The organism is Ruegeria sp. H9 (genome assembly GCF_056532915.1).
Map to the genome: position 1 here is coordinate 861993 of NZ_JBQFNX010000002.1, position 13073 is coordinate 875065.

At 58.0% G+C, this 13073-nt stretch carries 13 protein-coding genes; 6 read left to right on the forward strand and 7 right to left on the reverse strand.

The annotated features are described in order from the left end of the window. Nucleotides 1-19 precede the first annotated feature (19 nt). On the forward strand, nt 20-454 hold the full coding sequence (locus ACR0CZ_RS12810; protein ID WP_170396542.1) for a hypothetical protein: 435 nt from the start codon (nt 20-22) through the stop codon (nt 452-454). Here ACR0CZ_RS12810 and ACR0CZ_RS12815 read toward each other — a convergent pair. The 4 genes from ACR0CZ_RS12815 to ACR0CZ_RS12830 all read right to left on the reverse strand — a co-directional run bounded on the left by ACR0CZ_RS12815 (nt 451) and on the right by ACR0CZ_RS12830 (nt 6989). After that, nucleotides 451-1029, reverse strand: coding sequence for a DUF924 family protein (locus ACR0CZ_RS12815; protein ID WP_170396541.1), 579 nt, complete (start codon nt 1027-1029; stop codon nt 451-453). The two genes, ACR0CZ_RS12810 and ACR0CZ_RS12815, sit on opposite strands and share 4 nt — an antisense overlap. Before the next feature lie 107 nt (nt 1030-1136). Then, complete coding sequence (locus ACR0CZ_RS12820) at nt 1137-2408, reverse strand: MFS transporter (RefSeq protein ID WP_170396539.1); 1272 nt, start codon at nt 2406-2408, stop codon at nt 1137-1139. Nucleotides 2409-2514: 106 nt separating this feature from the next. Continuing rightward, the gene (queA, locus tag ACR0CZ_RS12825) at nt 2515-3561 is read right to left on the reverse strand and encodes a tRNA preQ1(34) S-adenosylmethionine ribosyltransferase-isomerase QueA (RefSeq protein ID WP_170396537.1); all 1047 of its coding nucleotides are present in this window, start codon (nt 3559-3561) and stop codon (nt 2515-2517) included. A 44-nt stretch (nt 3562-3605) separates the two neighbouring features. Next, the gene (locus ACR0CZ_RS12830; protein WP_480536922.1) at nt 3606-6989 is read right to left on the reverse strand and encodes a YhdP family protein; all 3384 of its coding nucleotides are present in this window, start codon (nt 6987-6989) and stop codon (nt 3606-3608) included. 68 nt (nt 6990-7057) lie between these two features. On the opposite strand from ACR0CZ_RS12830, the gene ACR0CZ_RS12835 reads away from it, so the two are divergent. From ACR0CZ_RS12835 to ACR0CZ_RS12850, 4 genes are all read left to right on the forward strand, one after another. Then, nucleotides 7058-7519: a peroxiredoxin family protein gene (locus ACR0CZ_RS12835; RefSeq protein WP_170396533.1), complete on the forward strand. Its 462-nt coding sequence runs from the start codon at nt 7058-7060 to the stop codon at nt 7517-7519. A gap of 85 nt (nt 7520-7604) precedes the next feature. Beyond that, nucleotides 7605-8423 (forward strand): ferritin-like domain-containing protein, encoded by an 819-nt coding sequence (locus tag ACR0CZ_RS12840; protein ID WP_170466435.1) that lies wholly within the window; start codon nt 7605-7607, stop codon nt 8421-8423. Between the two features lie 178 nt (nt 8424-8601). Then, nucleotides 8602-9927 carry a DUF5930 domain-containing protein gene (locus ACR0CZ_RS12845; RefSeq protein ID WP_170466398.1) on the forward strand — a complete coding sequence of 442 codons (1326 nt, stop codon included), beginning with the start codon at nt 8602-8604 and terminating at the stop codon, nt 9925-9927. Then, on the forward strand, nt 9917-10417 hold the full coding sequence (locus ACR0CZ_RS12850) for a bactofilin family protein (protein ID WP_170396528.1): 501 nt from the start codon (nt 9917-9919) through the stop codon (nt 10415-10417). The genes ACR0CZ_RS12845 and ACR0CZ_RS12850 overlap by 11 nt, the downstream gene beginning before the upstream one ends. Nucleotides 10418-10593: 176 nt before the next feature. On the opposite strand, the gene ACR0CZ_RS12855 is transcribed toward ACR0CZ_RS12850, so the two are convergent. Continuing rightward, nucleotides 10594-10959 (reverse strand): cupin domain-containing protein, encoded by a 366-nt coding sequence (locus ACR0CZ_RS12855; RefSeq protein WP_170403066.1) that lies wholly within the window; start codon nt 10957-10959, stop codon nt 10594-10596. 239 nt (nt 10960-11198) lie between these two features. Between ACR0CZ_RS12855 and aqpZ the strand changes: the two genes are divergently transcribed. Continuing rightward, entirely contained in the window at nt 11199-11888 is a 690-nt protein-coding gene (gene aqpZ / locus ACR0CZ_RS12860) for an aquaporin Z (RefSeq protein WP_170396526.1), read from the forward strand. 51 nt (nt 11889-11939) lie between these two features. On the opposite strand, the gene ACR0CZ_RS12865 is transcribed toward aqpZ, so the two are convergent. Both ACR0CZ_RS12865 and ACR0CZ_RS12870 read right to left on the reverse strand, forming a co-directional pair. Further along, on the reverse strand, nt 11940-12488 hold the full coding sequence (locus ACR0CZ_RS12865; protein ID WP_170396524.1) for a peptidylprolyl isomerase: 549 nt from the start codon (nt 12486-12488) through the stop codon (nt 11940-11942). Further along, nucleotides 12481-12987: a peptidylprolyl isomerase gene (locus ACR0CZ_RS12870; protein ID WP_170396522.1), complete on the reverse strand. Its 507-nt coding sequence runs from the start codon at nt 12985-12987 to the stop codon at nt 12481-12483. Before ACR0CZ_RS12870 ends, ACR0CZ_RS12865 begins: the two co-directional genes overlap by 8 nt. Nucleotides 12988-13073: the final 86 nt, after the last annotated feature.

The window sequence follows — 13073 nt, forward strand, 5'->3', positions numbered from 1 at the left end:
GATTTTCGAAAGGCGTACCATGGCTAAAACGCTCAAAGATTTACTGCTCGCTCTTTTGAACGCGACATTGATATTGTTGGCTTTATGCCTGTTTTTGGGGTGGAAACTTGCGCAGTCTGTCGATCAGATCCGGGTCGGGTTTGCTGAGAACCTGCAGGTCGTGGCGCCGCTACGAGATCAGGCGCAGGGAATTCGTGGGGAACTGGCCGCGTTGCGCAGCGATCTTGCAACCCTTAGCAGTCAGGGCACGCAACTCGATGCGGTCACGCGCCAACAGCTGAATGCGGCATTGCGACGTTTGGGTGATCTGGAGGGGAAGCTGGAAAATACCCAGGCCCGATTGGCGGGCCTGGTCGAAAAACCAGAAGACTTGATCGACTATGCCATCACGACATCCGCCGACACTGTCACCGACCGCCTTCTGATCCTAAAAGGCTGTGAGCCCGCGACCTAGGTCGCGGCCTGCAACTCGCGCACAGTCGAACCATATCCGCCATTACTGACATATGCGGCTTCGTGTTCAGTAGTCGCGCGTTCCAGCGCATCGTTTCGATACGGGAAACGACCGAACTTGCGGATCACCTCACGATGAGCGCGCGCATGAAGCAGATTGCTCTCGCCGCCTTCCGGCATCCGTTCGATCATAAGGCGCACACAGCGCTCCTGATCGCACAGATTTTCGGAATGCATCATCGGCAAATAAAAGAACTGCCGCGCCGGTTCGTCGATCTTAAGATCCCAGCCTTTGTCGACCGCGCATTTCGCTGCAGCCAGTGCTGCCCGATCCGATGCAAAGGCCTGTTTGCTTCCTCGGAACATGTTGCGAGGCAACTGATCCATAAGAATAATATAGGCCAGCGAACCGCTAGGATAGGTCAGCCAAAGCGAGAATTTACCCTCACACGCGGCTTCCCATGTTGAAAGAAATTTATCCCGGATCCGCGCATCCAGCGCTTCATCCTGCAGGTACCACCCCTCGGGGCCAACCTCATCTAACCAAAAACTCAATACTTCTTCAGGACCTACCATTGCCCTAGACTCCGTAATTGCCCTCCCCAGGACGTAACGTCATTAAAATCACTTTTACAGATTTGTGACAGTAACATATTGCAACACAAAAGTCACATTTTCGGCGCTCAGGCGGGTTCTTGTGTATCCTGCTCGTCCTGGGCCGCTTCAATGGCGACCTCTTGCGCAACTTCCAGGGCAACGGGCGAAGATGTCGGGTAGATCGGGGCAATCGATCCGGTTTCATCCACGGGTTTGTAGACGCGCTGGGTCATACGATAGGCCGCATAGGCGGCCATGATGAACATCAGCGCCGCGATGAACAGGAAAAAGCCTTGTGGGCCGAGCACGCCAGCCCCCATTAGCCAACCGGTGATAATTGGACCTGCGATTGCGCCCAAGCCGTTAATAAAAACCAGACCGCCCGAAGCCGCCGACATATCGTCATACTCCAAGTAGTCATTGGTATACGCGATCAACAGAGAATAGAGCGGGCTTGTCATGCCGCCGATGATAAAGGCAGCTACGAGAAGCATGGTGAAAGTGACGCCCAGTATCATGCCTATCACGGCGCCTACCCCACCAACAGTGGCCACCAGCATGATCAGCAGACGGCGGTCCATTCTGTCGGACATCCAGCCCAACGGATATTGCAGGACTACGGCGCCGATATAAAACACCGCTACGAAGGTCGAAATCTCGACCAGACTCAACCCCACCTGAGCGCCATAAACGGCGCTCATCCCGAATTGCGCTGAAAATATCCCGCCAAGCAAGAACATGCCGACGCAGCCCAGCGGCGATGTTTCCATCAGCTGGCGCAATGTCATCGGTTTGGTGGTATCGAACGCCGGGGTCGGAGAAATGGACAGCAGAATAGGCGCAAATGAGATCGAAACCAGTATAGAAGCGATGACAAAGGTCTCATATCCTGCCGGGTCACCGACCAGCAACAAGGCCTGGGCACTCACCACACCTGTCATCTGCACCATCATATAAAGCGACAGCGCCTGCCCTCGGTTCTCGTTGTTTGCGGCATTGTTCAGCCAGCTTTCCGCGGTCACATACACGCCCGAAAAACAGAACCCGATAATCACGCGGCCAATCGACCATGCAATTGGATCGGTCAGCATCGGATACATGATCATGACAGCCGAGATGAACGAGGCCAGCGCCGCAAACACGCGCACGTGCCCGACGCGGCGGATCATTTCAGGTGCCAGACGCGAGCCGCCAAGGAACCCAAGGAAATAGGCCGACATCACAAAGGACATCTCTAGAGTCGAGAATCCCTCGATTTCTCCACGCACCCCCAGCAACGTGCCCTGCAGGCCATTGCCGACCATCAGCAACCCCATTCCCAGAAGAAGCGCCCAAGCGCTGGAAAGAACCTGAAGCATTCTGCCTATCCAAAATTGCCGGTGTGTTTTGTCCGCTTTGCCGTCAATGACGAAGCACGTCGCGCTTGTCTACGACATTGTAAGGGCGCAGATGGCCAAGATACGACTATGGTATCAGCAGAGATCCGTCGCCGTATGAGAAAAAGCGATATTCTTCTGCGATAGCGTGGTCATAGACCGACTTGACCCGATCCTGCCCAATCAACGCCGAAACCAGCATCAGCAATGTGGATTTCGGCAGGTGGAAGTTGGTCATCAGCGCATCAGTGACGTGAAATTCAAAACCTGGGTATATGAAGATATCGGTCTCGCCCTCCCACGGCGCGATCCGGCCGCGTCGTGCTGCGCTTTCGATCAGTCGAAGGGCAGTTGTGCCCACCGGGATAACGCGCCCGCCCGCTTCTTTGGTCGCCGCAATCTCGGCAGCGGCCTGCGCGCTGACCCGTCCCCATTCGGCGTGCATCTTGTGGGTGGTCACGTCTTCCACTTTGACCGGCAGAAATGTGCCTGCCCCCACATGCAGTGTGACATGCGTGAACTCGACACCGCGCTCCGATAGCGCCTGCAAAAGCGCATCATCAAAATGCAAGGACGCGGTTGGGGCCGCTACGGCTCCGGAGTTTCGCGCCCACACAGTTTGGTAGTCGTTCTTGTCCTGTTCATCCGCTGCACGTTTCGCTGCGATGTAGGGAGGCAACGGCATCGCGCCGGCCTGCTCCAACGCTTGATCGAAATCCTCTCCGGTCAGGTTGAAGCGCAGATAGGCTTGGCCATCGGCAACTCGGTCCAGGGTTGCGCTCAGATCGTCGGAGAATACGATCTCTTCGCCCGGTTTGATCTTCTTAAGCGGCTTGATCAGCGCGGCCCAACAACCATCAGATTGCGGGTCCAGCAACGTTGCCTCAATCGCGGCAGATACCGGCCCTTGCGCGCTGTCACGGTGGCGGCGACCGCTGAGGCGAGCGGGAATGACGCGGGTGTCGTTCAGCACCAGACGGTCCCCGGGCTGCAATATGTCCGGCAGATCGAACACGTGCCGGTCCTGAACAGCATCACCCTGCGCAAGCAGCAGTCGCGCTGACGAGCGCGGGCTGACGGGACGCGTGGCAATCAGGTGTTCGGGCAGGTGGAAGTCAAAGTCGCTGAGTTTCATGGCCGCGCCATACATCGGCCCGACAGATTCGGCCACAGCTCAGATCAGCGATCCTCACCACGTGTCTGGAAGGCGGGATTGGGTTCGCCAGATCGATCCGGTGTGGCATTCGGGCCATCCGAGACCGTTGGCGCAGGCTCGCGCAACAGGTTGCGCAGAAACAGAGGTGCGAGACCAGACAGAGGATTGACCGAAACTTGCGGGTCGGACAGCGGTCCGGACAGAGTGTAGTTGAAGGCAAAGATACCTTCCCCCTTTTTGGTCAGAACGCTGCCAATAGCATTGACCAGATAGATCGGTGAAATCGCGCCGCGCAGGTTCAGCATCCCGGCTACAGTGTCGACCGTACCATCAAAGGACAGCCCCATTGATGGACCTACGGCACTACCGCTCAGCACCTTCACCTCGGTCGGAGTGATACGCATTTTGCTGTCGATGGCTGCGAAGAAAATACCTTGCCCCGCCATTTCATCCAGCAACCCCACCAGACTGATCGCGTTCAATATCGCTGCCATGGCCGGGGCGTCCGTGATCCGCGTATTTTTGATTTTCAGGTCGACGTCATAATTTCCAGGCTCTGCGATCGGATCCAGTTGCAATTGCATTGTTCCACCGCGTGCCTGCGTCAGAACCCCCGCTGATCTCAGAACCGCCCCTGCATCGTCCGAGGTTAGACCAACCGCAGATCGGGACGCGCGCGGGGTGACCTGACCGCGGATCGCTGCACCGCCATTGACTTGCGACGCAAAGCTGCCGGTCAATCCGCCAGTGGTTTGAAACGAGCCAGTCAACCCGGTCAACGCAACGGATTCAGTGACTTGTAGTCGGTCCAGCTTCACATCCAGCTTTGGCCCGGGCCCGGCAGCACCACTGCTGCTGCCTCCCTCGCCGATAGTGGATTTTCCCAGATCAAGCACGCCGCCCAACACACGGATATCTGACAGCGCGGCACCACGCCCAATCAATTCCGCCGGAACTGCAAGCCAGTCGCCCAGTTCGAACGTGCTGAACCGTACCCTTTCGAACCCGCCATCCCGGAACGAGATCGCTGCAGTTGTCCGCAGACCAGCAGCGTTGATCCGAAGGGAATCGACACTTAGCTGAGCGCCCAGCATGGCCTCGGCAGTCAGAGAGCCGCCAGTGCTGGCTGATTTGCGCCATCCAAGCTCAGGGATCGCCAGCGCGACACCAACCAGATCGGATTGTGCGGACAAGCGCGGGGGTGCACCCGCACCAAGACTCAGGCTGAAATCGGCGATCCCCTCTCCGGTCAACATGCCGCGCGGCAGTCCGGCATTGATTTGTTCCATCAAACGCGGGGAGAGTTCGATTTGACCTGTCAGTTCGCTTTGCTGCGGGGTTTCGCCTCCGATCGGCTGCCGCCAAAGCGCTTCAACCGGTACAACACCAAACAGCCCCTCGCCCTGGATGGTCACTTGCGTCTGGTCGCCGCTCAGGTCCAATCGGTCTGCGCTGACTTCAAATCCGGGTACCAGCTTGCTGCTGTCCAAATTCGACAACTCGCCAACAAAATGGAACCTGGTATCTTCCAGCTTCAGGCCCTTAATCAACGGCAAGGAAAGCGTTCCATTCAGACTGACCTGACCGTCGGCCAGATCCACCGGCAGATTGGCCTTGGTCAACAGTTGCAGCGGCGGGCGGTCCAGCAATGACATGGCTGCGGTTACACTGCCGCTGGCCTTAATCCGCGCAATGGCCGGGGTGGTTTTTTTGATGCCGGTATCGGGAATGATGAACGAGGTGCCCGAGGCATCAACAGCACCTCCTTCATCCGCGATCACAATCCCCTTTTGCGCCGAGACGGTAAAGCGCCGGTTGAGCAGGCTGGCCTGTCCCTGCGCGTCTTGGATGGTTGGCAACGTCTTGGCGAACCGTATCTCGGTCTTGTCGAATTCGAAATCCGCATAGATGTCCGGCTTTTCTCCGGGCCGCAAACGCAGGGCGAAATCCAGATCGGACATTTCTCCGTGATAGAGGTTATCGGTGACCCAAAGGCGCGGTTTCGGGGCAAGTCGTTCGGGCCAGTAGTTCAACAGCTGATCAGAGCTCATCCGATCAATCTGTGCATCAATGGCTGCGACCCAGCCGTCGGTCAAACCAGCCAGAGACCCGCTGAGCCGTGCGCGATGTGCACCGTCTTCAACCGTCATTTGCCCCAGCTGTATACGGAACGGCGCAAGTTTCATCTGGAAATCAACATCGGCCCGCGTCAGATTCAGTGCTTCGGGGAACAGATTGGCCGGGTTGATCTCAATCCCGCTGAGGCGGAACTGCCCCGACATACTGTCCAACCCGCCAGCTTTGACCCCATGTAGAAAGGCCTTGCCATCTGCCTGCACCGTACCCCAGGCAGACTGGATCGAGACTTCGTTGAAATCCAGCGCCTGTTGTTTCGGGTCGTAGGTAAAATACGTCCGCGCCGCGTCGAATTTGATCGGTGTTGTTTCAGGCGTGGGCTGCACGGCGCCTGCACCCAGATTCAACGTGGCAAAGACCGGCCCCAGCGCGCCCTCAGTATCAATGCCACCCCTCAAAGCACCTGAGATCGGTGTGCGAAGTACCTGCATCCATGCCAGCGCCGGGCTGTGGCCTGCGATATCCTCGGCGGGAAGATCGGTGATCGAGATGCCGAACTGCGCAGCGGGACTGCCCAGCAAACTGGTATAGTTGGCCTCGATCGTGCTGACATAATCGCGACCGGCCAGCACCGAGAAATTGGTGGCCAGACGAACCTCACCCGCGCTGCGGTTGGCCTGAATACGCCCGCCGTCCAGCACCCAGGACCGGCCCAACCGCAGGTCCTGATAGTCCAGCGTAATTGCATCCAGTTCGACCGAGGTCAGGGCTGACAAAATAGGCGCCTGGAACACCTCGTCCGATGATTCAATCAGCTGCGCCAGGTTCCGGGCCTGACCGACCGGCGCACTTCCGGCACCGACGGTCAGCGACAGCGCTCCATCGACACCCCGTGTCAGTGCAATCTGCGCGCCTTGCAATATGATCCGCTTCGGGCGCACATGCCCGCGCAACAGCGGGCGCATCGACAGGCTGGCCCGCAGGTCGGACACTTCGGCAATCTGCCGTCCGTCCGCATCGCTGATACGAACATCGGTCAGTCGCAGTCGCGGACGCCAGCCTTCATGAATGATGAAACTGACATCGCCGAACCGAACTTTGACGCCACCCAATGTCTGATCAAGGCGCGCCTCGACCCGGTCGCGCAACCAATCCGGCGCGTGCATGCGCTGGCCGACAACCATAAAGCCGGTGACCAGTGCCAGAAATCCAAGGATGAAGACACCGCGCAATGTCCACAGGCCTGCGGTCCGACGCCGCGACCGACGGCGGGGTTTCTTATCCGCCTTCGTGTCATCCTGCTGTTCTTGCTGGACCAATTTGCGTCTCACGCCTTTCAACCTGTCAACGGAGCCCTATGATATGCGGCAACCGTTAATTTCTCAGCCGGAGTTTGAATATGCCCGAAGTCTCAGACATCGCACCCGACTTTACACTGCCTCGCGACGGCGGCGGCGAGGTGACCCTGTCGGAACAGCGTGGCCGCGCGGTCGTTCTGTTTTTCTATCCCCGCGATGATACGCCGGGCTGCACCAAGGAATCCATCGGTTTCTCGGAACAACTACAAGCCTTTGCGGATGCGGGTGCTAACGTTTTCGGCATCTCGCGCGATACCGTGGCAAAGCATGACAAATTTGTCGCCAAGCACGGCCTGACGACGCCGCTTTTGTCCGATGAGGGTCAGAGCGTGTGCGAAGATTATGGCGTCTGGGTCGAAAAGAACATGTACGGACGCAAATCCATGGGCATCGAACGCTCGACCTTTCTGATTGATGCGGATGGAAAAATCGCCCGCGTCTGGCGCAAGGTGAAAGTGCCGGGTCATGTGGACGAAGTGTTGGAGGCCGCACGCGCGCTCTAGCCCTCTCGACCCGCGCGGGCATCAAGGGTATGACCCGCGCGGAGTGCAGCGTAAGGGGGCAAGCGTGTCAAAAACACTGACCGAAATGGCGACCGAGATTCTGACCACATCGGTCGGTCGCGAGAAAACCGCCCTGTCCAAACGATACGCCGCTGCCTGGTTCGCAGCCCGGCAGGGCGACGCGCCCAAGATCGAAGTGGGCACCGCAAAGCCACCGCTATACCCTGCGCGACCTGAAAAGCCCGAACTGTTGTCGCCTCGTGATGTACCGCGCCGAAGGGCGGGGTCCGAGGCCGGCCGCATCGCACTGTTGCACGCTGTCACTCATATAGAGTTGAACGCCGTGGATCTGCATTGGGATATCATTGCCCGGTTTGGCCATGTGCCCATGCCCATCGGCTTCTACGATGATTGGGTGAAATGCGCCGAAGAAGAATCGCGCCATTTTGAGATGGTCTGCGACTGCCTCGAACAGATGGGGAGCCACTATGGTGCCCTGCCCGCCCATGCAGGCATGTGGCGCGCCGCCGAGGACACTGCCGAGGATCTTATGGGTCGTCTTGCCGTCGTCCCAATGGTGCTTGAGGCACGTGGGCTGGACGTGACCCCCGGAATGATCGACATTTTCCGCAAGGCCAAGGCTGACGACGCAGTCGCTGCACTGGAAGTGATTTATGCCGAGGAAGTTGGTCACGTCGCCTATGGCTCGAAATGGTTCCACTTCTTGTGTGGGCGCGAGAATGCCGACCCCAAGGATGTATTCCACGCCCTCGTCCGCCGCTATTTCCACGGCGCGCTGAAACCACCATTTAACGAAGAGAAACGGGCCGAGGCCGGACTGCCGCCAGATTTCTATTGGCCCCTGACCGAAGACCTGCCACCACCCGGAGTTGTGTCGGACTGACAGCAAATGCTCGCTATCGGCAAGTTCTCGCCGATCACGTGCGGTAATTCTCCGTTCATAGCTCTTGATTGGTTAACAAACTTGCCCGAATGCCTCGACCGCTTTATGCAATCGCGTCAAGGAGCGGCTACTCACTCACGACCGGCTCCGAGATATGGGGACAATTGAGGTAGGACGCGTGCGGACACGTCTGGCAATTAAACTACACTCACTGCTCGAGCGGCACTTTCCAGAGCGCCGTGTTTTTCTGAAATCTGACAACGACACGCGGTTCATCCGACTGAGTTCTGAAACTCAGATCGCTGCAGTCGCCGGTGTGTCGGTGATGGTCGCCTGGACCGCGATTGCCACGTCAGTTCTGTTGATGGACAGCATCGGATCGGGCAATTTCCGGGAACAGGCCAAGCGCGATCAGGCTACGTATCAAGAACGTCTGAACATTCTGTCGGAAGAGCGCGATGCGCGTGCGGCCGAAGCGCTGGCTGCACATGACAGGTTCAACGCAGCTCTGGAACAGATTTCGGTCATGCAGTCCGAATTGCTGGAATCCGAGAACCGCCGGCGCGAGTTGGAAACCGGCATCGAGGTGATCCAAACCACGCTGCGTGCCACTATGAAGCAGCGCGAAGACGCGCGGACAAAACTGGCCGAACTGCAACCCAGCAATGATGCGGACGCGGCTTATGCGATGGCATCGGCAAACCCGGAACAGATGGCATTTATGACCGATGCCCTGGCCCGGACCGCGGCGCAGCGCGACAAGATCGCTGCCGATGCGCAAGGCGCGTTGGACCAGCGTGACGAGCTCGAGCTTGAGATCCGCCTGATGCAGGAGCGCAGCGACGAGATTTTCCGCCAGTTGGAAGAGGCGATGCTGATCTCGGTCGAACCTCTCGACAAGATGTTCCGCAGCGCGGGCATGCCAACAGATCGTATCCTCGACGAAGTTCGGCGCGGATATAGCGGTATGGGCGGTCCGCTGACCCCTTTATCCTTCAGCACCCGCGGTGAGGAACTGAGCCCCGACCAGATCCGCGCCAATATCCTGCTGGAACAGATGGACCAGCTGAACCTCTATCGCATCGCTGCGGAAAAGGCCCCCTTCGCCAGCCCGGTGCGCGCCGCTGTCCGTTATACCAGTGGCTACGGAACCCGCCGCGACCCAAAAACCGGCGGCCGGCGCATGCATAACGGGTCGGATTTCGCCGGTCCTCGCGGGACCGATATCTTTGCGACCGCCGATGGCGTTGTCACCCATGCGGGCTGGCAATCCGGTTTCGGAAAGCTGGTGAAAATCAAACACGCCTTCGGTATTGAGACACTTTACGCTCATAACAGCAATCTTCGCGTTAAGGTTGGCCAAAGGGTCTCGCGCGGGGACCATATTGCTGATATGGGTACCACCGGACGATCGACCGGCACGCATCTGCACTATGAGGTGCGCGTGAACGGAAAACCCATGAACCCAATGACTTACATCAAGGCTGCGAGAAATGTTTTCTAAGAGCAAAATCAACGAACCCGGGTCGAAAGAGACTGAGGCAGCAAAACCGGCCGCTCCGGCCACTCCGGCAACACCTGCACCGGCTGAAACAAAGGCCAGCACCCCTCCCAAGCCCAAGCCACCGGCATCGGTGCTGTCCTCGGATCTGCACATCACTGGTAACATCAAGACCTCGGGCGATATCCAGGTCGAGGGCACCGTCGAAGGCGACATCCGCGCCCATCTGCTGACCATCGGCGAGACCGCCACCATCAAGGGCGAAGTCACTGCAGATGACGTAGTGGTCAACGGCCGTATCGTGGGCCGCGTCCGCGGCCTGAAGGTCCGCCTGACTTCAACCGCCCGCGTCGAAGGCGACATCATTCACAAGACCATCGCCATTGAAAGCGGCGCGCATTTCGAAGGTTCGGTGCAGCGTCAGGACGACCCGCTGAACCCGGGCCGCAGCGGCAAATCGGGTGCCAACCCGGCGGCGGAAGTGAAGCAGTAAACACTTATCGGCAAGACCAATCAGCAACGCCGCAGGATACACTGCGGCGTTTTTTTTGTTTTGGGGTGTTCGTCTAAATCTAACAATGACCTCAATGCGGGACGTAGCGGCCTTACACCGCGCAAGTGCCGCAATGCGCTTGGTTGATCAGGAGGGCTTGGTCTGCGCTGCCCCCGCTACTCGTACTGAACGATCACCGAAAGAAAATCATCATCGCTTGTTACTACTGTGTGGTGGCCTTTGCCGTGTTTGTCTTCCATATGCCAGACGTCACCCGGACCAATATCTCTGAATTCCCCGTCGCTCGCGGTCACGCGCACTGAACCAGAAAGACAAATGAGCTTTTGAGCGACAGGTGTGGGATGAATTGGCTCATCCCAACCCTTCTTGAGTCTCAAGAACATGGTTTGCTTGACAGCTTCTGGCTTTGAAATCTCGATTGCTTTCGCAGGTGGTGCAAAGCTTTGCTCTTCAAGTTCGACTTCGATGTCTTTCCAATGGCTTTCGCCTTGAGCATCCGAATACAGTTTTTTGAACTTCACCTTGATACCCCCACCACATCGCAAGCCCACAACCGATACCGGACATTGGGGCGCAAAGGAGAAAAACGCAAGTTGGGCCGAGTGTGTCGTTCTCAATCGCCAGCTCACCGGAAAAAGCATATTCCCTAACAGTCCCCCTATCTGACGTGTCTTGAAGGAAAATTCCCCGCATTCTCACAGTTTCACAAAAAGCGTTTTTTGAATTAACCTTAAAGTCATTGATTTCTGGAGGGCTTTTCATGTCATCAAAACTCATGGCCGAATTCTTCGGTACATTCTGGCTGGTACTGGGTGGCTGTGGCAGCGCGGTGCTGGCTGCAGGTGTTGCTGATGTCGGCATCGGCTGGCTGGGCGTTTCTTTTGCTTTCGGCCTGACGGTGCTGACCATGGCTTATGCGGTCGGTCATATCTCGGGCGGGCACTTTAACCCGGCGGTCAGTCTTGGGCTGATGATCGGAGGGCGGTTCGATGCCAAAGATCTGATCCCCTACTGGATCGCGCAGGTGATCGGAGCGATCGCCGCAGCAGCCGTGCTCTATCTGATCGTCAGCGGAGCGCCGGGTTTTGAGGGCGTTGGAGGGTTCGCGTCGAACGGGTATGGCGAGGCGTCACCCGAAGGCTATTCGATGATGTCGGCCTTGGTGATCGAAATCGTCATGACGGCGTTCTTCATCGTGATCATTCTCGGTGCGACCTCCAGCGGCGCGCCTGCCGGGTTCGCCCCGATTGCGATTGGTTTGGGGTTAACGCTGATCCACCTGATCTCGATTCCGGTGACCAACACCTCCGTAAATCCCGCCCGGTCAACCGGCGTGGCGTTGTTTGCTGACGGTCCGGCACTGGCGCAGCTCTGGCTGTTCTGGGTGGCACCTTTGATCGGCGGTGCGATTGGCGCACTGATCTGGCGGGCGATGTCGGACGACGATTGACCCGGCCGCATCAAGAACCCCCGGCCCGCAGAAGCGCGCCGGGGTTTTCTTTTATTCGGTCACCGTGACCTTTTTCATCGCATCCGGTTGTCCGATCACTGCGCCATTAGGGCCATCGCCCCGCTTGATCGCATCGACCACGTCCATCCCTTCTGTCACCTGACCGACAACCGTGTACTGACCATTCAGGAACGGGCCGGGCTCGAACATAATGAAGAATTGCGAGTTCGCGCTGTCTGGGTCCTGCGCCCGCGCCATACCCACGACGCCCCGGTCATAATTGAAATCCGAGAATTCAGCAGGCAGATCAGGGCGATCCGATCCACCCGTACCCGCACGACGCATGTCGCCACCGACACGGCCAAACTCAACATCGCCGGTCTGCGCCATGAACCCATCGATCACACGGTGGAACACAACCCCATCGTACTGACCCGCAGCGGCCAGAGCGGTGATCTGCTCTACATGCTTGGGTGCAATATCCTCGAATAGATCAACGGTGACGGTGCCATTGGCGCCCTCGCCCTCGATCTCAATCTCAAGCCCGGTTGCCAGCGCAGGGCTGGCCAGCAAGGAAAAAACTGCAGCCAGCTTATGCATCAGCAGCCACCTTAACGCTGATCATGCGGTCGGGGCTCGCTGGCGGCTCACCACGCACAATCGCGTCTACATGCTCCATCCCGTCGATGACGCGGCCATACACGGTGTACTGGCCGTTCAGGAAATGGTTGTCCTTGAAGTTGATGAAGAACTGCGAGTTTGCCGAATCCGGGTTGGCCGAGCGTGCCGCACCCAACGTGCCGCGATCATGGGGCAGTTTCGAAAACTCTGCCGGAACGTTCGGCAGCGACGATCCACCGGTGCCCGCCATACGAATGTTGAACCCGTCTTCCATGTCGCCATGCTGCACATCGCCGGTTTGCGCCATGAACCCGTCGATCACACGGTGGAAGGCGACGTTGTCATATTCACCACCACGCGCCAGCTCTTTCATGCGGGCCGAGTGCTGAGGGGCCACGTCGGGCAGCAATTCGATGACGACATTGCCGTCTTTCAGCTCAATGATGATCGTGTTTTCGGGGTCTTTGATCTCGGCCATCTGGCCCTCCTGTCTTTGAAACTTGCGCAAATACCTATGACGCGGGCGCGCGAATGCCAAGTGACGCATTGACCTGAACGCAAAAT